Below are 22,659 nucleotides of genomic sequence, written 5' to 3'. Positions count from 1 at the left end.
GCTGCCCTCGCCTCACCCTACTACCCCGGCCTGCTATGGAACCTCACACCCGCGAAGGAATTGTAAAAGAACTCAGCGAGCTGCTGACCCAGGGCAATGCCCACGTAACGCTGGCGGAAGCCTGTGCCAACGTGCCGGCCCACCTACTCAATGAGCACGTGCCGGACCTGCCCTATACTCTCTGGCAGCTGGCTGAACACATCCGTATTGCGCAGTGGGATATTGTGGAGTTCTGTCTTAACCCCGAGCACGAGTCGCCGCAGTGGCCCGAGGGCTACTGGCCCGCCCCGGACGCGCAGGGAGATGAAACAGGCTGGCAGCAAACGCTAGCCCATATTAGCCAAGACCAGAAGCGGTTTCTGGAGTTGCTCCGCGACCCAGCCCAGGACTTGCTTGCCCCCCTCCCCCACGGCTCGGGCCAAACCCTGCTGCGCGAAGCCCTGCTCATTGGAGACCACACGGCTTACCACACCGGCCAGATTATTCTGGTCCGGCGCCTGCTTAACAACTGGGAGTAGCTGGTGGGTTTTCAGCGGCGGCCGGTAGAGGCGAAAGGCATTACCCCGGCTACCCTTATTTCCTATGGCCCGCTTCCGGAGGAACACGACAAAATACGCAGGGCTAGTGGCGCTTCGTTGCGGGGCACTACCGATACCGGGTTTCTACTGTGTGGTTTCGTGCTACCCGCGGTACCAGCTCCCTGAGCAGAAAGCCGCCCCCATACCTCCTGCTGACAGAAGCTATGGGGGCGGCTTTCCGCCACTATTCGCTGACACTCTACTACCTGGTATGGGCGTGCGTAGCGGCGTAATGCTGGTCGATTGCCTGGTCCATTACCTGCTGAAACGTAGCCAGGAGCTTGTTTCGCTCTACATCGGGCATACTCTGCAGCGCCTGCTCGAAGGTGGACCGGTAAACGTGGGCCATAAAGCCGGCTCCGTACGTGGCGAAGAATCCGTCGTGAATGTTACTGAATGCCAGCTTCTCAGCCGAGGAAATTGATAGGGACAGCGCCAGCCATTCCTTGGCATTATTAGCCAGACTTACTTGCAAGTCGTTATCCATCTGAAGGGGGTAGGGGTTTTATTCTTTGCGCCGAAAAGGCAAAAAGGTATTGGTTACCCGCAGGGGAGCGGGTACTCCTACCCCACCATGCGCAGCATAAAAGGCCGTAATGGCAGCTTCCAGAGCTGGGCGGTCTTGTAGGGAAACGCTGGCAAACACATCCTGGGGGCTGAGGGGGGCGGCAATGGCACTCAGGCGGCAGCTATCAATGCCCAAGGGGTGCTCAATAAAAAGCAAGGCTCCATCCTGCGCCAGTATATGGTGCTGGTAGCGCCACGCTTGCGCAAAGAGGGGCTTGTGAGCACTGCGCGTTTCATCAGTGGCGGCAAAGCCCAGGCTTTGCAAGTAAGAATCCGTCATGAGAATCAAGAAAAAATTAGTCGGAAGAAGATAGCTCGGCGGCCCAGTTCACCTGGCGCAGTAACACTCGAAATTCAGCCTCAGAAGCTACCTTACCCTGGAAATTATAGAGCATCTGCCCGTTAACGACTTCCAGCAGGGTCAGTTCCGCATCGTGGTACACTACCACTGTTTCCTGCCCGCAGGCACTGGGCCGGCTGTAGCGCTGCTGCTGCGGTGGGGAGGCAAACGCCACAAAGCCAAACGTCCGCAGCAGCTCGGCGGATGGCTGATAAGAAAATGACATGGATGGGAGCAAGAAGGAAAGTGCCCAGCTACTACCCTGGTTTACACTCCGGTAGAAACCATCCAGCCGGATAGCTTACGGCAGTATAGCTGCCGGTACTATAGTCAAGCAGGAGCGGGGTGGTTAAGTTCAGCTTTATTGCCCGGCTTTCCGCTTTTATTTTTCGACCGCCACGGCTGGCTTGCTCAGCGGCCTCTTTTTCCCGTCGCGCTACCGCACCTATCCACCGGCAACCGGCTGTGGTAGCGCCGGCACTCGGCCCCTCCGTGCCCGAACGCAGGGCCGCTTGCCACCAATACCACCACACGGGCTGGGGTAGGTTTCCTGCTCGCCGGAAGTCCCGGAGTCCGGAGAAACGAAGAGAAACTTGTTCAGAACGCAGCAGTTAGTCAGCCAGGGCGTTCAGCGGCCAAAAGGAAACTGGTCGTCGTAGAAGCCCGGCATCACCTGCTCGTAGCACTTCTCTGAAGCGGCCGCGACAGTAGTGCCGGTCCAGAGCGCGGGAGTACGGCAGCAGCCCGAACAAGTGGTGGCAGTGGAGTCTGGCGCCCGATGAGGTACTGCTACTGGCGGCAGGGCGCGGGCCGGTAGCGCTGCCAACCTACCGCTCGGTGGGTGACGTGCCGCCGCATCCTGCCCCGGCCCCGAAAAAGAGTAGATAGGGCATCTCTCAGACGTAGTGCAGTACGGCGAAAAAACAGGTGTAGCTCCCCGAAAGCAGGTACCTTTTCTCTCCTACCTGGCTTCCGTTTCGGGGAAATACGCATGGGTAGCCGGCTGCATCGGGGGTAGCATCTGGGGGTATGCGTACTTTTGCCGCGGCTATGTGCGGCTGTCCTTTCCGGGCTCTCACGCTCCCCTGCTCTTAAAAACTGCTTCTGGCCTCCTGCTTTTCCCGCTTCTGGCAGAAGTGGGCTCCCCTCCGACTGCTCTTTCTCAGTTCTGCTATGTTTTCTGTTTCCGCTTACCTCGCCGAGTACAAAGTCAACGTGAAAAACGAAATTCTGGCCGGGCTCACTACGGCTTTGGCTCTGGTACCGGAGGTAGTAGCCTTTGCCTTGCTGGCCCACATCAGCCCGCTGGTGGGCATTGGCTCGGCCTTCATTATTTGTCTTATCACCAGCGCATTCGGCGGGCGGCCGGGCATGATATCGGGGGCGGCGGGCTCGGTGGCGGTGGTCATTGTGAGCCTGGTGGTGCAGCACGGGGTAGAGTACCTGTTTGCCGCCGTGGCCCTGATGGGCCTGCTTCAGGTAGCCGTGGGGCTGTTGCGGTTCGGCAAGTTTATCCGGCTGGTGCCGCAGCCGGTGGTGTTTGGCTTCGTCAACGGGCTGGCCCTCATCATCTTGATGGCCCAGCTGGAACAGTTTAAGGTACACGATGCCACGGGCGCGGAACATTGGCTTACGGGCACCCCGCTGTGGCTGATGCTAGGGCTAGTGGCCCTGACCATGGCTATTGTGTACTTTCTGCCCAAACTCACGAAGGCGGTACCGGCCTCGCTCACGGCTATTATAGTAGTGTCGGCGCTGGTGATTTTGGGCGGGTTAGAGACCAAGTCGGTGGGTGATATTGCCTCCATTGCGGGCGGACTGCCGCAGTTCCACGTGCCGCAGGTGCCGCTGGAGTGGAACACACTCGTTATCATATTTCCCTACGCCGTGATTATGGCGCTGGTGGGCCTCACGGAAAGCCTGCTGACCCTGACTGTAGTAGATGAAATAACCGACACCCGGGGCCGCAGCAACCAGGATTGCGTAGCCCAGGGCCTGGCTAACGTTACCTCGGGCCTGTTCGGGGGTATGGGCGGCTGCGCTATGATTGGGCAGACGATGGTAAACCTCGAATCCAGGGGGCGCGGGCGCCTTTCGGGGGTAGTGGCGGCCGTGGCGCTAGCTTTGTTTGTGGTGGTAGGCTCCTCCCTGATTGAGCGCTTGCCGCTGGCGGCGCTGGTGGGCGTGATGTTTATGGTGGTGATTGGTACTTTCGAGTGGGCCAGCCTCCGGATTCTGCGCCGTATGCCCCTGACCGATGTGCTGGTAATGCTGCTTGTGACGCTGGTAACGGCCATTTCCCAGAACCTGGCCTTGGCCGTGCTGCTGGGGGTAGTGGTTTCGGCGCTGGCCTTTGCCTGGGAAAATGCCAAGCGCATCCGGGCCCGCAAGTTTGTGGATGAGGCCGGCACGAAGCACTACGAAATCTACGGGCCGCTTTTCTTCGGCTCCGTGCAGGCATTCAACGAGAAGTTCGATGTGCAGCAGGACCCGGCCCAGGTCATTATTGACTTCCGCGACAGCCGCGTGGCCGATATGTCGGGCATTGAGGCCCTAAACAAGCTCACGGAACGCTACAGCCGCCTGGGCAAAACCCTGCACCTGCGCCACCTCAGCCCCGATTGCCGCCAACTCCTGCACAACGCCGGGGCCCTCATCGAAGTCAATATCGTGGAAGACCCCGAGTACCGCGTGGCCAGCAACGCCGAATAGGCAACCTTTCTCAGGAGTATAAAAGCGGGGCTGGCACCTACCCTTACGGATTGTGCCAGCCCCGCTTTTACGCTTGTTTGTTTAAGCTCCAGCAGTTGGTTCAGTAACCTGGGGCCCGCTGCTGGGCACGTAGGTCAGCACGTAGGCCGGGGGCAGGTTTAGCAGGACATGCTCCTCATGCAGAGGCCGGAAGAACTTCTCGAACAGCCGTTTATTCTGCAAGGAATACTGAAACAGAATGAGCTTGCCATCGGGCTGAAGTATCTGCTGGGTATGCTCCAGAATGCGCCACCCCAGCCGCCGCGGTAACGATGAAAACGGCAGGCCGCACACCACGTAGTCGGCGCGGGTGATGCCTAGCTCCCGCAGGTACTGCTCGATTTTGTCGGCTGAGCCGTGAATGACGTGGACGTTGGTATGGGCGGCGTACCGCTCGTGGAGTAGCTGGGCAAAACGCCGGTTGGTTTCCACTAATACCAGCACCGTTTCGGGCCGGCGACGGCGCATGAGCACATCGGTGAAAACGCCCGTCCCGGGGCCATACTCCACAATGCAGGTAGCGGTAGCAAAGTCAATGGGCTCCATCACCTTATCGGTAAGAGCCGGGGAGCTGGGTATCAGGGAGCCAACCGTGGCGGGGTTACGGAAAAACTCTTCAACAAAGGGCGAAAGCATGACGCTGGAAGGGTTTGGTTAAGATAGGCCGGTAGCAAGCGCGTAACACGCTGTACGGCCGCTGGCCACATCTGGTACAGGTTTCCTCCGAGAGCAGCACTAGAACAACAAGCAGGTTTCCGGCTGTCCTTACAGAAATCTAACTCCTCATTCTGCTACGGGCTTGCTACCCCCACTACCCTGCCGAAACCGCGCAAGGTAGGGCGCTGTACGGCTTTGCTTGGAACGGGCTACCTCGGCGGGGGGGCCAGCAGCTACCACTTGGCCACCTTCGTCGCCGGCACCGGGGCCGATGTCCAGCACCCAGTCGGAGGCGGCTACCACGCGCATGTCGTGCTCTACTACAATCACGGTGTTGCCGGCTTCTACCAGGCCATCGAGCTGGGTGAGTAGCTTTTCCACGTCGGAGGGGTGCAGGCCGGTGGTGGGCTCGTCGAGGATGTAGAGGGAGTTGCCGCGCTGGGCCCGCTGGAGCTCCGTGGCCAGCTTGATGCGCTGGGCCTCACCGCCCGACAGCTCAGTGGCCGGCTGCCCCAGCCGCAGATAGCCCAGCCCTACCTCACGCAGCACCGTGAGGGCACGCTGCACGGTGGGCTCTTCGTCGAAAAACTCCCAGGCGTCGTCCACGGTCAGGGCCAGCACCTCGGCAATGTTCTTGTCGCGGTAGGTTATTTCCAGGGTTTTGGCATTGTAGCGGGCCCCGTGGCACACCGGGCAGGGCGCGTACACGCTGGGCAGAAACAGCAGCTCCACCATCACGAAGCCTTCGCCCTGGCAATTTTCGCAGCGGCCCTTGGCCACATTGAAGGAGAAGCGGCCGGCATCGTAGCGGCGCTTGCGGGCAGCGGGGGTAGCGGCAAAGAGCTTGCGCACGTGGTCGAAGAGGCCCGTGTAGGTAGCCATATTGGAGCGCGGGGTACGGCCGATGGGCTTCTGATCGACGCGCACCAGGCGCTTGATGTGCTCCATGCCGCTCACAATCTGCCCGCCGGTTTGCGGGGGTGCCACCCGTTCCAGCGGGTCGGCTTCTTCCTCTTCGGCTTCCACAGCCTGCCCCAAGCACTCGGCCACCAGCTCCACCAGCACTTGGCTGACCAACGAGGATTTGCCCGAACCCGAAACGCCCGTAACCGTGGTAAATACTCCCAGCGGAAACTCTACCGCCAGGTTTTCGAGGTTGTTGCGCGTGACGCCCTGCAGACGCAGCCAGCCAGTGGGCGTGCGCGGCTCATGTTGGGCCGGGTGCTCGGCTGCGAAGAGGTAGCGCCGGGTTTGGGAAGAACGTACCTCAGCCAGCCCGGCCGGAACGCCGCTGTAGAGGACCTGCCCGCCCTGCTCACCGGCGGCTGGGCCCACATCTACCAGCCAATCGGCCTGCCGAATTACATCGAGGTTATGTTCTACCACAAACAGCGAGTTACCGGCCTGCTTAAGGCTGTGCAGGGCTTTCAGCAGAGCTTCGGTATCGGAAGGGTGCAGGCCGGCGGAGGGCTCGTCGAGCACATATACTACCCCAAATAAGTTGGAGTACAGTTGGGTAGCCAGCCGCAGCCGTTGCAGCTCCCCCGGCGACAAGGTGGGCGTGCTGCGCTCCAGAGCCAGGTAGCCCAGGCCAAGGTCGAGTAGCACCGTCAGGCGGGCGCATAGGTCGGCGGCAATGCGCTGGGCCACTATGGCCTGCTCGGGATGGGCGGCATCCTGCTTTTTGCGGCCGGCAGCCGTGCCCTCAGCATAGGGTTGCAGCAGCTGGGCCACCCGCTTCAGCGGCAGCCCAGACATATCGGCAATGTCCAGCCCGGCAAACGTAACGGCCAACGACTCGGGCCGCAGGCGCTTGCCGTGGCAGGTGGGGCACTCCGTGCTAAGCATGTACTGCAGGGCCCGCTTTTTCATGAGGGGGCTGTTGGTGGTGGCGAAGGTGTGCAGCACGTGGCGCTTTACGCCGGTGAAGGTGCCCATGTAGTTCGGTGGCTCCTTACGCCGCAGGGCGCGCTGCGTTTCTTCGGGCGAATAGCCCGGGTACACGGGCACTACCGGCTGCTCTTCGGTGAACAGAATCCAGTTGCGTTGCTCCTGGGGCAGCTCGCGCCAAGGAATGTCCACGTTGTAGCCCAGCGTTACCAGAATGTCGCGCTGGTTTTGGCCGCCCCAGGCCTGGGGCCAGGCCGCAATGGCCCGCTCCCGGATGGTCAGGGAAGGGTCGGGCACCATGCTTTGCTCCGTTACCTCATACGTGCGGCCCAGGCCGTGGCAGGTGGGGCAGGCGCCTTCGGGGGTGTTAGGCGAAAAGCCCTCGGCGTACACAATGCCTTGCCCGGCGGGGTAGTCGCCAGCCCGGGAATAAAGCATGCGCAGCAGGTTGGAAAGCGTAGTGACGCTGCCCACCGACGAGCGGGTAGTAGGCGTGCCGCGCTGCTGTTGCAACGCCACGGCCGGGGGCAACCCTTCAATAGCATCTACCTCGGGCACGGCCATCTGGTGAAACAAGCGCCGCGCGTACGGCGACACCGATTCCAGGTAACGGCGCTGGGCTTCGGCGTAGAGCGTCCCGAAGGCCAGACTTGATTTACCCGAACCCGAAACGCCGGTGAATATCACCAGCGCATCGCGCGGAATTTCTACGTCAACATTTTTGAGGTTGTGCTCCCGGGCGCCGCGCACCTGCACGTAGCCAGAGAAATCAGGGGTAGTAGACTGCGAAGGGTTCGCCATAGCGGAAGGGGTAGGCAGGGCAGCCCGCGGCCACTGGCTACCCACCGCGGGAAGCTCAGCAGCTAAGGCCGCCATTGCTACTTACTACCTTTTTCTACCTCTCAGGGTTGTAACCGGGCTGGCAGCCGAAAAACCCTGGAGCCTCAGCAGCAGCGGCGCGCGACGTACTACGGCCCGTTTTTAAACCAACATGACTGGAGCTGCTGGCGCCAAACTCAACCTAACCAACCTGTCTTTCCGGAGTATTTAGGGGCAGAAGAGGTAGCAGCTTTTGCCCAGGAGGCAGGGTAGCCAGAGTGTTGGACCCCGTTTCGTTACCTCTCCATCAGCAAGTACCGCTGCCACCTGAAAAGCCGCGGTGGGTTCCTGAACTGAAAACTGATATGGATAACGACTCCCCTACCCTTGCTTCTGCGCCCGAGGCACCCTCCACGTATTGGCTAACCCGTTTCGTGCTGCTGCGCCTGCTCGGTGCCCTGTACGCGGTAGCCTTTCTGGTGGCTATCAATCAGGTTATTCCGCTGATAGGCTCTACCGGGCTGTTGCCGGTGGGGCAGTATCTGGAGCAAATCAGTCAGGCGCTGGGCTCCGATGGGGCCGGTTTCCTGCGCCTACCCTCGTTGTTTTGGCTAGGGCATTCGGATGCTGCGCTGCTGACGGCGGCCTGGGTGGGGCTGGTGCTTTCCCTGGTAGTGGTGGCGGGCTTTGCCAACGGGCTGGTGCTGGTGGTGCTCTGGCTGCTGTATATGTCGTTTGTGCACGTGGGGCAGGAGTGGTACGGCTACGGCTGGGAAATTCAGCTCACCGAAACCGGGTTCCTAGCTATTTTCCTGTGCCCGTTGCTGGATATGCGGCCTTTCCCGCGGGTAGCGCCGCCTTATCCTATCCTGGTTTTATTCCGGTGGCTGGCGTTCCGCATTATGCTGGGGGCGGGGCTGATTAAAGTGCGCGGCGACGAGGTATGGCGCAACAGCACGGCCCTCTACTACCACTTCGAAACCCAACCCATTCCGGGCCCGCTGAGCCGGTGGTTTCATTTTATGCCGCGTACACTTTTGCAGGTGGGCGTGTGGTTTAACTGGCTGGCCGAGCTGGTAGCGCCTTTCTTCGTGTTTGGGCCCCGGCTGGCCCGCCACCTGGCGGGCGCGGTCATTATCCTGTTTCAGCTCAACATCATTCTTAGCGGCAACCTGTCGTTTCTCAACTGGCTGACCATTGTGCCGGCGCTGGCTTGCTTCGATGACAGCTTTTGGGCCCGCGTGCTACCCCAGGCGCTGGTTCGGCGGGCAGCCGTAGCGGCTGAGCAAGCCGAGGAATCCAAGCCCATGCGCACGACGGCCTGGGTAGTCACGGCAATTCTGGCCCTGCTTAGCATTCAGCCCGCCCTGAACATAGTCTCGCCGGGCCAAATCATGAATACCTCCTTCGACCCGCTGGATTTGGTGAATACCTACGGCGCCTTCGGAACGGTGGGCCAGCAGCGGCTGAATGTGGTTTTTGAAGGCACCACAGACGAAAACCCCAGCGACCAAGCCAACTGGCAACCCTACCTCTACAAAGGTCTGCCGGTAGCCCTCGACCAACGGCCGTCGCAAATTGCGCCCTACCAGCTGCGGCTCGACTGGCAGATGTGGTTTGCGTCCATGTCGAGCCCGGAGCAGTACCCCTGGACGCTGCACTTAGTTTGGAAGCTACTGCATAACGACCCGGGCGCCGTCGGTCTATTTGCCCACTCGCCCTTCCCCAACCAGCCGCCGCGCTTTATTCGGGCGGTTCGCTACCGGTACTGGTTTGCCGAACCCGGCAACCCCCAGGGCCTGTGGTGGCACCGCGAGCGGGTAGACCTCTGGCTTCCTCCCCTCTCCGCCGACGACCCGCGCCTGATTCAGCTCATGCAACAAGCCGGCTGGGTGCGCTAATCTGGGCCAGGCCACGACGTACAACCAGCAGGCAGCCCATGGCGGAGGTACGGGGTAGCAGGGCCTGGCGCTTCCGAAGGGGGTAGTTGTACCAGGCTTTCGGAGTTTATGCAATAGCGCAGGCCGCTGGGTTCGGGCCCGTCGGGGAAGACGTGGCCCAAGTGGGCGTCGCAGATGTTGCAGAGGGCCTCCATGCGCTGCATGTGGTGGCTGTCGTCGAAGGCATATTTGATGACGTTTTTGGCCATGGGCTGCGTGAAGCTAGGCCATCCCGACATGGCGTGGTACTTGGTGGCGGAGTCGAAAAGCACTGTGCCGCAGCCGGCGCAGGCGTAGGTGCCCGGCTCGTAGGAGCGGCAATAGGCGTTGCGGTAGGGCGGCTCAGTGGCTTTCTGGCGCATTACCCGAAACTGCCCCGGGCTTAGGCGAGCCTCCCAGGCAGCTTCCGGCAACTCCACCCGGCGCGGGGGCTCGGGGTTGCTGTATTTGGCAAATTTGAGTACGTCTATCCAGCGAAGCATTCTACTTTTGCATTGAAATGCCAGGGTAAAAACCTTATCTTCAGAAGCTAAGCTCAGCTGCCATTACTTGCCACCGTTCTGCTCGCTGCATGAAGCTACTCTACCACTCTCCTTCCCTCTCTATTTCCTACGACCCTGACCATGAGTGGCTGTACGTAGAATGGAAGGGCACCCATGATGCGGTTTCGGCCCGCACGGGTGGCGAGTTAGTGCTACAGTATTTGCAGCGGTACCCATGCGTCAAAATGCTCAACGACAACAGTCAGGTAACCAGCAGCTGGGACAAAGGTGCCCGCTGGGTAGGCGACTATTACTACACAGCCCTGGCCGAAGGAGGCATGCGCTACGTGGCCTGGGTGTGCCCGCCCCACTGGTCGGCGCGCAAGTCCATGGACACGGCCATGCAGTTCGTGACCCGGCCCATGGTTCTGCTCTTCGATGATTTGGCCTCCGCCTACGCCTGGCTGGTCCGGCAAGCCTATTGATAATATAAAGTAAGACGCCTTTAGAAGCCACCTGCTACCCCACTACTCGCCCTAAACCCCTACCTCCACACCGGACAGCGCGGCCTGAATTTCAGCAAACAGGGGCCGGGCACTTGGCTGGGGTTGGGTGCAGCGCTGCTGCAAAGCCTGTAGCGCCTGCCCAGCCGCTGAGCCGACGAGTAGCGGACAAAACTCTAGCAGTTCTTCCAGCAAACAGCCAAAAGCCCGCACCTCCAGGCGTTGCAACGCCTGGGCCAGGTCCGGCTCCTCAGGGTTGAAAAAGCAGGCCGCCCCGAAGTCGCCGAGCAGGGAGTCGCCGGCGGGGGTGGTGAGGATGTTGTGGGCGTACAAGTCGCCGTGCAGAATGCCTTGCTGGTGCAGGTGAGCGGCCGCACCGGCAATGCCTTGGGCGATGCGCAGGGCCGCTTCCGGGCTGAAATGCGTAGTGGGGGCGTACACGTCGCGGGTGCAGGTAGCAAAGCTGGGAGGGCCGGCCAGGTTGCCAAAAGCGGGGTCAATGAGTTCCAGCACCAGCCCTTCGGCCTGCGTGGGGTGCCCGGCTACTTTGCCCTTCACCTGAATAAGGTTTGGGTGTGCTCCGGCGCTGATGCAGGCTACCATCTCGCTATGAGGCAGCCCGTCGCTGGTCAGGGCCCCTTTGAATACTTTTACGGCTACTGGTTCGGCAGTCTGAGCCTCGGCCGCGGGCTGCCAGCGGGCTTGGTAAATCACACCCGAAGCGCCTTCGCCGAGCTTCTGCTCCACCGCCAGTTGGCTCCAGTTGATGCTTGCTATGGGGTTTCGGGCCAGGGCCGCCGCTTCCGCTGCTTCGCTGAAGGGGTTGCCGGCGTAGGCCAGCCAGGTCAGGCGGGGCATGGCCAGCAGCCACTCCGGGAGGCTGGTAAAGCGGTTAGCCGCAATGCGCAGCAGCTCCAGGTTGGTACACGCGGCCAGGGTTTCGGGCAAGTGATGGAGTTGGTTGCCCGCCAGCATCAGCTTTTGCAGGTGCGGGCAGTTACCGATTTCCGCTGGCACTTCGCTTAGCTGGTTATCCGTCAGAATCAGCCAGCGCAGCTTGGGCGGCAGGGCCGCGGCCGGAAACGTCCGGATTTGGTTGGCCTTGAAGCCAATCATGCTCAGCTCCGCACAACTGCCCAGCACCTCGGGCACGGTGGTAAACTGGTTGTCTGAGCAGAACAGGATGCGCAGCTTCCGCAGCCGGCTCAGATCTGGCGGCAAGGCCGAAAGGGCATTGCCCGTAAGATTGAGGATTTCCAAGGTATCGGCCAGGTCGAAAATTTCCCGCGGAAACTCCGTCAGCCCCTCCGATAAGTCGAGGCGGGTGGCGCCGGCCAGTTCCCCGGCCCGTAGTTGAGCAAGCGTGTGCATGAGGCAAAGGTCGGCAAGCAAGTCCGGACTGTCACGCTCCGGTTCCCCTACCCATTGTAGTAGCCTGAGCTTAGTCGCATAGCCAGGCCCGCGCTTCTTCGGCGCTGGCAAAGCGCCGAAACTCAAAGGGCAGGGCAGTTTCGTCGTATTTATGCCCGATAATAAAGCGGTTGAGCGTTTCCGCTGACTCCAGCAGGGCAAACCGATCTACCCCTAACTCGGCCAGGGCCTCGTGCAAGTAGGAAAAGCTCCAGTCCAGGTCGGTGGGGCGCACGGCACCTAGCTGCCGGTCATCGGCCAGCCAGCCTTTTATCTGGTGCTGGCGCGCCAGCTGCAGTCCGGTTTTAATGGCCTGCCGAAAATTAATACTACTTACAAAGCCTTTCCAGTGCATTTCCAGCACCGGACATGCGCTGGTATGCAGATAGATGTCTAGGTAAGAAAAGGTAGCAACCAACTCCATGCAACGGGGTACTTCTCATAAAACACACCAAGCCTGCAACTACTAGCATAGCTGCAGGCTTGGTTATCGAAATGGCTTGTACGCTGTCCAGCTTTGGAAGGTTAGGTGAAATTGAAAAAAGTGACGGTTTCACCCTACCCCCTAAGCTTCCGGGAAGCTTAGGAGCTGCAGGAGAGGGTAGCGCAGCCAGGCTTTTCGCGGGCCCAGTCGGGGCGCTTGGCGGCCAGCTCGTCGTGCTCGGGCTGCTCATCGAACGGCTTTTTGAGCACTTCCATCAGGCGGTTCAGCACCGACAGGTCGCCGGCCTCGGCGGCTTCAATGGCTTGCTGGGCCAAGTAGTTACGCAGCACATACTTGGGGTTGGCTTGCAGCATCAGTTGCTGAATGGCCTCGGGGCTGGCCTGCTCCTGCTGCAGGCGCAGGAAATAACGCTGCAGCCACTGTACCAATGCTTCTTCCTCGGCGGGGGCCGTGGAGTAAGATGCCGCAGCCAGCAACTCCTGCCACGCCGCGCCGCCATTTTCGGGCGCCTTCAGCACTTCCGGCACCGTGTGCGAGAGGTGGCGGAAGAAGAGCGTCATGTCTACTTCCGACTCAGCCAAGGTTTGCTCCAAGGCTTCGATAAGAGCCTCGTCTTCTTCCCGGTTAAGCGAAGTGAGGCCCAACTTGCGGAGCATCATTTCGTGCCGGGTGTTTCCCAAGGTGTTGATGTACACGTCGAGGGCCGGATTCAACTCCTTCACGTCGTTGACGAGGGGCGAAATGGCCTGGCCTAGCTGCATCAGGTTCCAGAGGGCTACCCGCGGTTGCTGCCCAAAGGCATAGCGGCGGCCCCCGAAGTCGGTGGTGTTGGGCGTCCAGTCGGGGTCGTAGGGCTCCAGCCAGCCATAGGGGCCGTAGTCGATGGTCAGGCCCAGAATGCTCATGTTGTCGGTGTTCATCACCCCGTGCACAAAGCCCACCGACTGCCAATGCGCAATCATGATGGCCGTGCGGCGGCAGATTTCCTCAAACCAGCGCACGTACACCTCCGGCGAGGGCTCGCCCAGCTCGGGGTAGTGCCGCCGAATCACGTAGTCGGCCAGGGCACGCAGGTTGTCCATTTCGCCGGTAGCCAGGAAAATCTGGAAGTTGCCGAAGCGCACGAAGGTAGGCGCCACGCGGGCCACAATGGCGCCGGGCTCGGGCCGGGCGTTGCCGTTGTAGAACATGTCGCGGATTACCTCGTCGCCGGTGGCAACCAGGCTGAGAGCCCGGGTGGTGGGCACGCCCAGGTAATGCATGGCCTCCGAGCACAGAAACTCACGAAGGGAGGAGCGCAGCACGGCCCGCCCATCGGCGCGGCGCGAGTAAGGCGTGGGGCCGGCGCCTTTCAGCTGAATTTCCCAGGTAGTGCCATTGGTAGCCGTTAGCTCGCCCAGGGAAATGGCGCGCCCGTCGCCGAGCTGCCCGGCCCAGTTGCCGAATTGGTGGCCGCCGTAGCGGGCCGCAAAGGGCTTCATGGTAGGAGCCAGCCGGTTGCCGGCCAGCACCTCTACGGCCGGGCCCTGGTCAGCGGGGCGCTCCAGGCCCAGAAAGTCGGCCAGCTCCTCAGACCAAGCCAACAAGCGCGGCGCTTGCACGGCGGTGGGTTCTACGCGGGAGTAGTGGTAGCCCGGCACTTGGCGGGGCCGTTTATCCATGGAGGCTTCGCCGCGCAGCTCATCCACAAAGGAGTTCTGAAACGAAGCCTGTTCTATTGATTGGGGGGTAGTTGCCATAAGAAAAAAGCGAGCGGGTCCTTTTAAGCAGGCACCCGCTACTGGCAAAACGCGAATTCAGGCTACAAGTTTCCCGCGGCGGCTGGGTAAAATTCGAAGCTAAGCCGTAGCCGGCAAGGGCACCCGGCGCGGGCCGGCATCTACGGTGGAGCTGCCGTTGCTACCCCTCCCCGGTTAGCGAACCGGCCGCTTTCGGCCAGTTCCCAGCCAGAGCAGCCCATCGAGTATAAACTGGCTTTGGAGGGCATTGGCGAAGGTAAACGACAACGTTTGGTTGGTGCCGTGCTCGTAGTCCATGTCGTTGTGGCCCATGTTCACATACAGCATCCGGTAGCGCTTATTCGCCCAGGCAACGGGGTAGTAGCCGCTGTGCCAGATTTCGTGGGGCTTGGGCCCGGTACCCAGCGGAAAGCTCGTGGAGTCAATGGCCAGCAGAATATCGATGTTGGGGTTGGTGCGCAAGTCATTGCTCCACTTGTACCACTCGTTGGGGGCCGAAGTAAAGGTAGGCGGCAGGTGGCGCGTGGCCGGGTGCCGGCGGTTTTCTACCCGCAGCACGGCAGCCGTAGGCCGCCAGGTGTTGCCGGCGTAGGAGCCCGTGCCCAGAAATTGCTCATGGTACCAGTTCCAGTTCTGGGGGTAGGCCGAAGGGCTCAGGGCGAAGCCGGCAAAGTGAAAGCCCATCCAGGCGCCGCCCCGCTCCATGTACTGCTGAAAAGCTGCCCGCTGGGCCGGGGCTTCGGGGCGAGTATCCAGGAAAACCACTACCTGATAGCGGGCCAGAAACTCGGCATTCAGGTTGTTCCAGTTTGAAGTGGTATCGTAGCTGAACTGGTGCGCCGCGGCCATTTTCGGAAACCACGCGTTGGCCTCCTGCACGTAGCTGATGTGGGCCAAATCGTTTTTGGCGGTAAAGAAGGCGACTACCCGAAACTTCGGCTTGGCCTGCTGGGCCCGGCCGCTCCTACCCCCACAAAACCCCACGAGCAGCAGGAACAAGAAGGCAAGATGGCGGGTGCGAAAACGCATAGGCTCGGGCGGGTTTAGCAAGAGAGTAGCTGACGCAAGCTAAGCCAAAGACCTGTAAGCTACGCCAATTAGTGTTCGGGTGAAGGCAGGTTGGAGCAGGCCGTAGGGGTAGGGAGCGGTGGGCATACCAAGATGCAAGGCTTCTGCTTTCTGTAAGCTCGGCCATAACCCCCGGCCCGGAATCACGCTACAACCTCTTACCACCCACCCCTTCTCTCCTATGGCAACGCAAAAGCTGCGCGGCAACGACCTGCGCAAAATTGGCTACCCCGAAGGCCGGGCCACCACCCTGGCCCTGGATATTCTGGAAGACCGCCAACTCAAAAACCTCGACAAAGGCAGCGCCCTGGCTCTGCTTCAGAAAATCAAGGAAGACCCCTACGCCTACCTCCGCGACTCGCTGTGGCGGGAGCTAGCCAAAGAGTTTGTGCCCGACCCCAGCCGCGACGTGGGCCTCAACCCCGAAATCAAGGACTACCGCCGCTACGGCGAAGCCTTCATTGAAGATGGCGCCCGCAAGCAGATGGACACCGCCATGAAGCTCCCCGTAACGCTGGATGGGGCCCTCATGCCCGATGCCCACCAGGGCTATGGCCTGCCCATTGGTGGGGTGCTGGCCGTGGATAACGCCGTGATTCCCTACGGCGTAGGCATGGATATTGGCTGCCGCATGGCTCTGTCGGTGTTTGCGTTGCCCCCGCGGTACCTGGAGCAGCGCACCCAGGAGCTGAAAAAGCTACTGCACAACCACACCCGTTTCGGGGCCAAGGAAGTGTTCAAGAACCCCGCCTCTGACCCCATTCTCGACCGGCCCGAGTTCCGGGAAATTCCGGTGGTGAAGGGCAAGCGGGAGGCGGCCATCAACCAGCTCGGCTCTTCGGGCTCCGGCAACCACTTCGTGGAGTGGGGCATCGTGGATATTACCACCGAAGACAATGAGCTGGGCGTTCCTATCGGGCAGTATCTGGGCCTGCTTTCCCACTCCGGTTCGCGCGGACTGGGCGCGGCTATTGCCCAGCACTATACCAAAGTGGCCATGCAGAAGTGCCCCCTGCCCCCAGAGGCGCGCTACCTGGCCTGGCTCGACCTCAACACCCAGGAAGGCCAGGAATACTGGCGGGCCATGAACCTGGCGGGCGACTACGCCTCGGCCTGCCACCACGACATTCACCGCCGCCTCAGCCTGGCCCTGGGCGAAAAGCCGCTGGCCAAAGTGGAAAATCACCACAACTTTGCCTGGAAAGAAACCCTGCCGGATGGACGCGAGGCCATTGTGCACCGCAAAGGCGCTACCCCGGCCGGCAAAGGCGTGCTGGGCGTTATTCCGGGCTCCATGACGGCCCCAGGCTTTATTGTGCGGGGCCGCGGGGAGCAGGATTCTATTCAGTCGGCTTCCCACGGGGCCGGGCGGCGCCTCTCGCGCACCCAGGCCAAGCAGCAAGTCAGTGAAGGGGAACTGCGCCGCCTCCTGCGCGACCAAGGCATCGAGCTCATCGGCGGTGGCCTGGATGAAGCGCCTCAAGCCTATAAGGATATTCACCAGGTAATGGCTCATCAACAGGACCTGGTAGACGTGCTGGGCTCTTTCCGCCCGCGCATTGTGCGCATGGATGCCGGAGGCGGCGGCAAAAGCAAATACGGCGGCGAATAACAAGGGAATTATCGTTCGGAACGGCAGCGGGGAATCGGAGTTAGCTAACCAAGGCTGCACTCCGATTCCCCGCTGCTGTTCCGAATCATTGATTTCCCAGCTGATCGGGGGTAGGCCGCTGCCAATGATGTGAGGACTATGCTCTACATTAGCCAACTGCACTAGTGACGACTCATCTGGACGCTACAAACTGCCCACAACCATTCTTTTTACATTTCCTTCTGCCCATGCGTTTGATTACTCTTCTGGCGGGCCTGGGCTTGGCGGCATCGGTGCTGCCCGGCTGCACCCGCCCGCCCGCTACCTCCTCAACCAACGCCAAAGCCCCCGGCGAACCGCTTCTGAGCGCCATTCGGGAAGATGAGGTGAAGCGCGACCTGTTTGCCCTGGCCGACGACAACTTCCGGGGCCGCCGCGCCGGCACTCCCGATGAGTTGCGCGCCGCCGTGTGGGTAGCCGAGCGCGCCCGCGAGGCCGGCCTGGAGCCCGCCGGCGACGATGGTACCTACTTTCAGTTCTACCCCCTGCGCCGCGTGACGGTAGCCGCCGCTACCCGCCTGAGCCTGAGTGGCAAGCCCCTGACGCTGTGGAAAGATGCCTGGGTAACTTCCCCGCTCAATGCTCGTCTGGATGGGCCGGTGGTGTGGCTGAACTCCCTGGCTGATACCGTGCGGCGCGACCTGCGGGGCAAGATTGTGGCCATGCCCTTGCTGCCGCCTACCCCCCTGCCGGCCCCGAAGATGAGCCTTTGGTCCATGCGTTACACCCTGGCTGGCATTGGGCAGCAAAGCGCGGCCCTGCGCGCCCGCGGCGTAGCTGGCATAGTGCTGGCGGCCGATGCCACCGCCGAGCCCAGCCTGGAGTTTGTGGGGCACCGCTACCAGGATGGCCTCTATCTGCTGCCTTCCATGCCTTTACCCGCCTCCCCGGTGCCGGTGCTGCTGGTGCGCCAAGCCGTGGCCACCCAGCTCCGCGCCAAAGGTGCCCGCCTCCAGGCCGAGCTGGCCGCCAACGACTATCTGTACCCGTCTATGAACGTGGTAGCCCGCGCCCCCGGCACCGACCCGGCCCGCCGCGCCGAGCACGTGTTGTTTAGCGGCCACCACGACCACGACGGCATTGGGGCGCCCGTAGCCGGCGACTCCATCTGGAATGGGGCCGATGATAACGCGACGGTGAGCGTAGCCCTGCTGGCTATTGGCCGGGCCTGGAAGCAGCGCCCCGGGGCCCGCTCGGCCTTGTTTGTGTGGCACGGAGCCGAGGAGCGTGGCCTGCTGGGCTCGCGCTGGTATGCCGAGCACCCTACAGTAGCCAAGTCCTCGATTGTGGCCGTGCTCAACGGGGATATGATGGGCCGTAACGCTCCTGATTCAGCGGCTTTGCTGGGCTCTACCCCGCCCCACCGCAACTCCAAAGCCCTGGTAGAAATGGCCCTGAAAGCTAACCAGGACCACACCAAGTTTGCCCTTGATAACTCCTGGGACGACGCCAAGCACCCCGAAGGCTGGTACTTCCGCTCCGACCACCTGCCCTACGCCCGGGCGGGCATCCCGGCCATCTTCTTCACCACCCTGCTCCACCCCGACTACCACACGCCCCGCGACGAAGCCTCCCGCATCGATATAGCCAAGCTCACCCGCATGACGCGCTGGATGTACGCTACCGGCTGGGCCGTGTCGGCTGCCCCGCAGCGCATTACCGTGGACCCCGACTTCAAGCTGGAGCGGTAGGTAGGCCACTACTCCTTTTGTATAGATCAGCCCAGGCTTCCTTGTGGAAGTCTGGGCTTTTGCTTTCAGTTCAGCTCCCTGATTATCAAATCAACTTCTTTCTGTCTATAAGAAGAGGCCAAAAACTAAGCTAGGTTCTTTAAGCCTAACACTAATCCAGCTGGCAGCTTATCCACTCTTGCATATACCCAAATAAATCTGTATATTATTCAGTAAATAACCCGAATGGGGAACCGTGCGGGCGAGGCTGTTGACCACTTATTGTTTCTGCTATGAAGAATCTACTGGTACCCACAGATTTTTCCTCCACAGCCCACCACGCCTTTGAGGTGGCCTTGCAAATAGCTCAGCGCACCGGCGGCAACATCACGCTGATGCACGTAGTGGAGCTGCCCGAAAGCGCCCGATTCGCCTCTACCGGCGGCTTGGCTGGGGGCGGCGGCCTTAATGATGTGTACACTCTCAAGCTGCTGCAGGTAGTAAAGCACCGCATGCATGAGCTAATGGCTGAAGCCCACCGTACGGCACCCGGCATGGTAGTGCACGATGTGATTCATACAGCCAGCTTCGAGGACGCCATGCTCGACGCCATCCAGGAACGCCAGATTGATTTGGTGGTGATGGGGGCCAAAGACCACAACTCCTGGGAGCATTTTTTTACCGGCTCCCGCACCGAACACATTGTGCGGCTGGCGCCCTGCCCGGTGCTCACCGTGAAGCACCCTACCCCCCACTTCGAAGTCCGCCACATTGTATTTGCCTCTGATTTTTCTGCGGAAGCCGATTTGGCAGTACGCAGCTTGCGCCAGGTGCAGGAGGTGTTTCCCGAGGCTTTGCTGCATTTGCTGGATGTAGTGCCCGATCCTACCCGCTCCGAAGCCACGCTCATGCGCATTCACCGCTTCGCCGACCGGCACCAGCTCACCCATTACGAGCCCGATGTGTTTCATGCACCCAACGCCAGCACCGGCATTCCGCGCTTTGCCGAGCAGGCCCACGCCGATTTGGTGGTGATGCTAACCCACGGCCGCACCGGGCTTGGGCACTTATTTCAGGGTAGCATTTCGGAAAATGTGGCCCTGCACGCGGCCCCACCGGTACTCACCTTTCATGCGCACTAACTGCAACTACCCCACTGCGTGTACACTGCCTCAGGCCGGGCTTGGGGCAGCATGTGCCTGATCACAAGCAAAATCAGGGTTTTTCGGGAGGCAAATCCGTAGAAATCCGGGAGCTAAAAACCCGCTAGCATTGTCTATCTTTCACACCAGAATAAGCCAAAAATTTCTTCTGTTCTTTCAAAAACACGTATGACTGTTCCGACTGCTACGACCGATTTACAATTGCACTTGGTGCCAGCCGGCTGCCGGCTCGACTTCACGCGCCAGCCCGGCCGTTTTGCTTACGTGTACCGTCGCCAGGTAAACCAGGCCTGGAAGTGCATTGCCCACAATGCCTGCAGCCCCCACATTGACCGCACGCTGCCCGCCAGTGGCGGAACTGTAGAGTACATGGTGTGCTACTGCGACGCCGCGGGCAACATCACGGAGGCTACTCCCATTGTGCAGGCTCAGCTACCCTCGCAACCTGCTCATAGCCAGGCTCGCAACGCGGGCCAAACGCCCCGTCCTCGCCCCCTGGCCTAACCCCCCGACTTTCCTGAAAACGCCAAAGCCCCGACGACCTACGTTGCCGGGGCTTTGAGCGTGTATAGGGGGTAGTGTGATGGGCTTACAAGTTCTTCAGCCACGCCTGGCGCAATGCCAGCTGGGCGGGGGTAGCGGCGGGGTCCTGGGTGAAGATGTAACGCTTCACTTCCTCCGTGCTGCCCAGCTTTACGCGTACCGTTTGCTCCTGCCCGTTGCGAATGATGGTGAGGGGTAGCTCGGAGCCAGGCTGGCGGCTGGCTACCCGGCGCAGGGCCGTGAAGTCGTTGCGCACACCATCTACGGCTACCAGCTGGTCGCCGACCTGTACGCCGGCAGCTTGCAGCGGGCCGCCTACTTTGGTGAAATACACGCTGGTTTCGCGCGGAGCCAGGCCTAGCGCGCCCAGGGTAGCCACCTGCTTGCCGGTGTGCTGAATGGGCTCGTAGCGAATCCCGATTTTGCTGTAGTACTCCTGTAGGGGCAGGGGCTCGGCGCTTTGCACGTAGCGCTTAAAGAAGTCCCCAATCTCAGGGTAGGTCATCTTGGTGAAGTCCTGGAAGAAATTTTTCTCGCTGATGGGCTTGTTGGGGCCGTATTGCTTAGCCAGTTCCAGCAGCACGTCGCGGAGGCCGCGCTTGCCCCCGCTCAGCTCCAGCAGGCGCAGATCCAGCAAACCGGCCGTGAGGGCCCCGCGCTGGTAAATGTTGCCGTACTGGCGCTGCCCCTCGTCGCTGAACGAGTTGAGGCCCAGGCGGCTGAGGCTGTAGGTAGTATCGGTGCGGGTACGGTCGTACTGCACTTTGTCGTGCAGCATGCTCAGGTAGTCGTCCAGGGGCACGAGGCCGCCGCGCAGCTGCATCATGTGCGAGGCCCACTCGGTGGTGCCCTCATACAGCCACAGGTGCTCCGAGCCAGTGGGCTGCACGAAGTTGAAGTGCTCAATCACCTCGGAGTGGATGTTGAGCGGGGTCATGACGTGGAAAAACTCGTGGGCGGCAATGTCCACTACCCCCTGCGCCGATTCGGGCGTGAGCGGCTGCTCCGGCAGTACATACTCCGAGCTGTAGGAATGCTCCCAGGCCCCGGCCGAGCGGTCGGCGAAGTGGTACAGGAAGGCGTAGCGGTTCACGGGCAGCTGCCCCCCGAAGAAGCTCTGGGCGGCGCTGAGCATTTTCTGCATGTAGCCCAGCAGAGGCTCGGCCTGCACCTTGTCGGTAGCGGAGTAGCAGTACAGGGCCACGTCGGCGTTGCCGAGCTTGGTGCTGGCTTCGGTGAGGCGGCCCAGCAGAATGGGCGAATCCACGGCGTGGTCGTAGTCCTGGAGGTGGTAGTAGCCGTCTTTGTCTAGTTGTAGCACCGAGCCGGCTTTCCAGGCGCTGGGGTACTCCAGCTTCAGGCGCAGAGGCTTATCCTGCATGCCCTGGGGGTAGCCCAGCAGGGTCTGGCCGTTGAGCAGGGCGTGGTCGGTTTCCAGGGAGGAGCCGCACATGCGGTAAATGTTGTGCTCCTTTACCGGGGTGTCCCAGGTTTCGGCAATGGTGTAGCGGATTTCGCGGGTTTTCTCGGGCTGGCTGAGCTGCCACTGGTTGGTGCCGATTTGCTTGGCTTCAAGCGCCTTGCCCTTGTCGTCGAAAGCCTGGAAGTTGCTCACGAAGCGGCCCATGTCCATGACCTGGTAGGTGCCGGGCGCGGTGGCGGCAAACTGGTAAATAGCCTGCTCTTTCTTGAGCTTGGGCAGTTGCAGCTTTACCTGAAAGGCGTTGCTGTTGGTGGCCGGGTCCATGCTGACGGTGTAGGTAAGCTCGCGGGGGGCTTTGGCCAGCACCGGCGCGGCCAGGGCCAGCAGCGCGGCCACGGCGGCCGGACGGAAAAACGAGGTCATTCGGAGAAGAAAAGGAAAACGAAAAAGAAACGTGGGCTACTGACGCGCAAGCGAGCGGGCGGTTGCGCGGGTTGCCCCGAAGCTAACAGTTTGCGCCGGACTACCCCCCCCGATTCATACTCAACGATAACCTCCGGCGCCTAAAGCAGTACACTTCTATACCAACCGATCAGGTTTCACCTTCTCAGCCCCCTACCATGTCCCACATTCCGCCTCCCGATTCCAACCCCACCCAGTTGCTGCGCTACCGCCTGGAAATTGCCGACCTCACCGACGCCGACAGCATCGGGCGGGCCCGCCAAGTATTAATGGGGCTAGGGCTCTTGGTCGACCGGATTGAGGCCGGCGAGGCCGAGGTGGCCGTGGCCTCGGCCCAGGACCCCGGCCGCGAAGCCATGCAGCAGGCCCTGATGGCCGCGGGCTTCAGCGTGCAAAACGTTACGGCCGAGAGCAGCTAATACCGGCCCTCTGCTCAGCCGAGTTCCGGTATTAGCTGCGGAACTGCACCGTGCCCTACCCCGACCATAATACTGAAACATTTCCTAAACCTGATCCATATTTTACTGGTATTCTTGTGCTTGAGCTTGGTAGTGCTTT

At 61.1% G+C, this 22,659-nt stretch carries 20 protein-coding genes; 9 read left to right on the top strand and 11 right to left on the bottom strand.

Features of this window, described 5'->3' with window-relative positions; genetic code table 11:
• Window positions 1-35: 35 nt before the first annotated feature.
• Window positions 36-518: a DinB family protein gene (locus K3G63_RS01510; protein WP_220612332.1), complete on the top strand. Its 483-nt coding sequence runs from the start codon at window positions 36-38 to the stop codon at window positions 516-518.
• Window positions 519-780: 262 nt separating this feature from the next.
• Here K3G63_RS01510 and K3G63_RS01505 read toward each other — a convergent pair whose 3' ends face one another.
• Genes K3G63_RS01505 through K3G63_RS01495 form a run of 3 tightly spaced genes read right to left on the bottom strand, consistent with a single transcriptional unit; the run spans window position 781 to window position 1,711 of the window.
• Window positions 781-1,065 (bottom strand): hypothetical protein, encoded by a 285-nt coding sequence (locus K3G63_RS01505; protein WP_220612331.1) that lies wholly within the window; start codon window positions 1,063-1,065, stop codon window positions 781-783.
• An 18-nt stretch (window positions 1,066-1,083) separates the two neighbouring features.
• The gene (locus K3G63_RS01500) at window positions 1,084-1,425 is read right to left on the bottom strand and encodes a hypothetical protein (protein WP_220612330.1); all 342 of its coding nucleotides are present in this window, start codon (window positions 1,423-1,425) and stop codon (window positions 1,084-1,086) included.
• 16 nt (window positions 1,426-1,441) lie between these two features.
• The gene (locus K3G63_RS01495) at window positions 1,442-1,711 is read right to left on the bottom strand and encodes a hypothetical protein (protein ID WP_220612329.1); all 270 of its coding nucleotides are present in this window, start codon (window positions 1,709-1,711) and stop codon (window positions 1,442-1,444) included.
• Window positions 1,712-2,658: 947 nt separating this feature from the next.
• Here K3G63_RS01495 and K3G63_RS01490 point away from each other — a divergent pair.
• Window positions 2,659-4,197, top strand: a complete 1,539-nt coding sequence (locus K3G63_RS01490) for a SulP family inorganic anion transporter (protein ID WP_220612328.1) — start codon at window positions 2,659-2,661, stop codon at window positions 4,195-4,197.
• 81 nt (window positions 4,198-4,278) lie between these two features.
• Here K3G63_RS01490 and K3G63_RS01485 read toward each other — a convergent pair whose 3' ends face one another.
• Both K3G63_RS01485 and uvrA read right to left on the bottom strand, forming a co-directional pair.
• On the bottom strand, window positions 4,279-4,872 hold the full coding sequence (locus K3G63_RS01485; protein ID WP_220612327.1) for a class I SAM-dependent methyltransferase: 594 nt from the start codon (window positions 4,870-4,872) through the stop codon (window positions 4,279-4,281).
• Between the two features lie 147 nt (window positions 4,873-5,019).
• On the bottom strand, window positions 5,020-7,584 hold the full coding sequence (gene uvrA / locus K3G63_RS01480) for an excinuclease ABC subunit UvrA (protein ID WP_220612326.1): 2,565 nt from the start codon (window positions 7,582-7,584) through the stop codon (window positions 5,020-5,022).
• Between the two features lie 383 nt (window positions 7,585-7,967).
• On the opposite strand from uvrA, the gene K3G63_RS01475 reads away from it, so the two are divergent.
• Window positions 7,968-9,503: a lipase maturation factor family protein gene (locus K3G63_RS01475; protein ID WP_220612325.1), complete on the top strand. Its 1,536-nt coding sequence runs from the start codon at window positions 7,968-7,970 to the stop codon at window positions 9,501-9,503.
• On the opposite strand, the gene msrB is transcribed toward K3G63_RS01475, so the two are convergent.
• Window positions 9,500-10,024: a peptide-methionine (R)-S-oxide reductase MsrB gene (gene msrB, locus K3G63_RS01470; RefSeq protein ID WP_220612324.1), complete on the bottom strand. Its 525-nt coding sequence runs from the start codon at window positions 10,022-10,024 to the stop codon at window positions 9,500-9,502. The two genes, K3G63_RS01475 and msrB, sit on opposite strands and share 4 nt — an antisense overlap.
• 89 nt (window positions 10,025-10,113) lie before the next feature.
• Between msrB and K3G63_RS01465 the strand changes: the two genes are divergently transcribed.
• A complete protein-coding gene (locus K3G63_RS01465) occupies window positions 10,114-10,509 on the top strand; it encodes an STAS/SEC14 domain-containing protein (RefSeq protein WP_220612323.1) in 396 nt (131 codons plus the stop codon).
• Window positions 10,510-10,560: 51 nt separating this feature from the next.
• Here K3G63_RS01465 and K3G63_RS01460 read toward each other — a convergent pair whose 3' ends face one another.
• From K3G63_RS01460 to K3G63_RS01445, 4 genes are all read right to left on the bottom strand, one after another.
• A complete protein-coding gene (locus tag K3G63_RS01460; protein WP_220612322.1) occupies window positions 10,561-11,898 on the bottom strand; it encodes a leucine-rich repeat-containing protein kinase family protein in 1,338 nt (445 codons plus the stop codon).
• Window positions 11,899-11,968: 70 nt separating this feature from the next.
• Window positions 11,969-12,361, bottom strand: coding sequence for a hypothetical protein (locus K3G63_RS01455; RefSeq protein WP_220612321.1), 393 nt, complete (start codon window positions 12,359-12,361; stop codon window positions 11,969-11,971).
• A gap of 158 nt (window positions 12,362-12,519) precedes the next feature.
• Complete coding sequence (locus K3G63_RS01450) at window positions 12,520-14,121, bottom strand: YdiU family protein (protein WP_220612320.1); 1,602 nt, start codon at window positions 14,119-14,121, stop codon at window positions 12,520-12,522.
• A gap of 174 nt (window positions 14,122-14,295) precedes the next feature.
• The gene (locus K3G63_RS01445) at window positions 14,296-15,150 is read right to left on the bottom strand and encodes a ThuA domain-containing protein (RefSeq protein WP_220612319.1); all 855 of its coding nucleotides are present in this window, start codon (window positions 15,148-15,150) and stop codon (window positions 14,296-14,298) included.
• Window positions 15,151-15,370: 220 nt separating this feature from the next.
• Between K3G63_RS01445 and K3G63_RS01440 the strand changes: the two genes are divergently transcribed.
• The 4 genes from K3G63_RS01440 (at window position 15,371) to K3G63_RS01425 (ending at window position 20,177) form a co-directional block, all read left to right on the top strand.
• A complete protein-coding gene (locus tag K3G63_RS01440) occupies window positions 15,371-16,801 on the top strand; it encodes an RtcB family protein (protein WP_220612318.1) in 1,431 nt (476 codons plus the stop codon).
• A 227-nt stretch (window positions 16,802-17,028) separates the two neighbouring features.
• The gene (locus K3G63_RS01435) at window positions 17,029-18,531 is read left to right on the top strand and encodes a M28 family metallopeptidase (protein WP_220612317.1); all 1,503 of its coding nucleotides are present in this window, start codon (window positions 17,029-17,031) and stop codon (window positions 18,529-18,531) included.
• Between the two features lie 272 nt (window positions 18,532-18,803).
• Window positions 18,804-19,652, top strand: a complete 849-nt coding sequence (locus tag K3G63_RS01430) for a universal stress protein (RefSeq protein WP_220612316.1) — start codon at window positions 18,804-18,806, stop codon at window positions 19,650-19,652.
• 189 nt (window positions 19,653-19,841) lie between these two features.
• On the top strand, window positions 19,842-20,177 hold the full coding sequence (locus tag K3G63_RS01425) for a hypothetical protein (protein ID WP_220612315.1): 336 nt from the start codon (window positions 19,842-19,844) through the stop codon (window positions 20,175-20,177).
• Window positions 20,178-20,262: 85 nt separating this feature from the next.
• Here the strand turns inward: K3G63_RS01425 and K3G63_RS01420 are convergent, their stop codons facing one another.
• Window positions 20,263-22,062, bottom strand: a complete 1,800-nt coding sequence (locus tag K3G63_RS01420; RefSeq protein WP_220612314.1) for a PDZ domain-containing protein — start codon at window positions 22,060-22,062, stop codon at window positions 20,263-20,265.
• 197 nt (window positions 22,063-22,259) lie between these two features.
• On the opposite strand from K3G63_RS01420, the gene K3G63_RS01415 reads away from it, so the two are divergent.
• A complete protein-coding gene (locus K3G63_RS01415) occupies window positions 22,260-22,520 on the top strand; it encodes a hypothetical protein (RefSeq protein WP_220612313.1) in 261 nt (86 codons plus the stop codon).
• Window positions 22,521-22,659: the final 139 nt, after the last annotated feature.

The sequence above is a fragment of the Hymenobacter sp. HSC-4F20 genome (assembly GCF_019599275.1).
Taxonomy (GTDB): domain Bacteria; phylum Bacteroidota; class Bacteroidia; order Cytophagales; family Hymenobacteraceae; genus Hymenobacter.
This window is presented reverse-complemented; position numbering and strand designations above follow the sequence as displayed.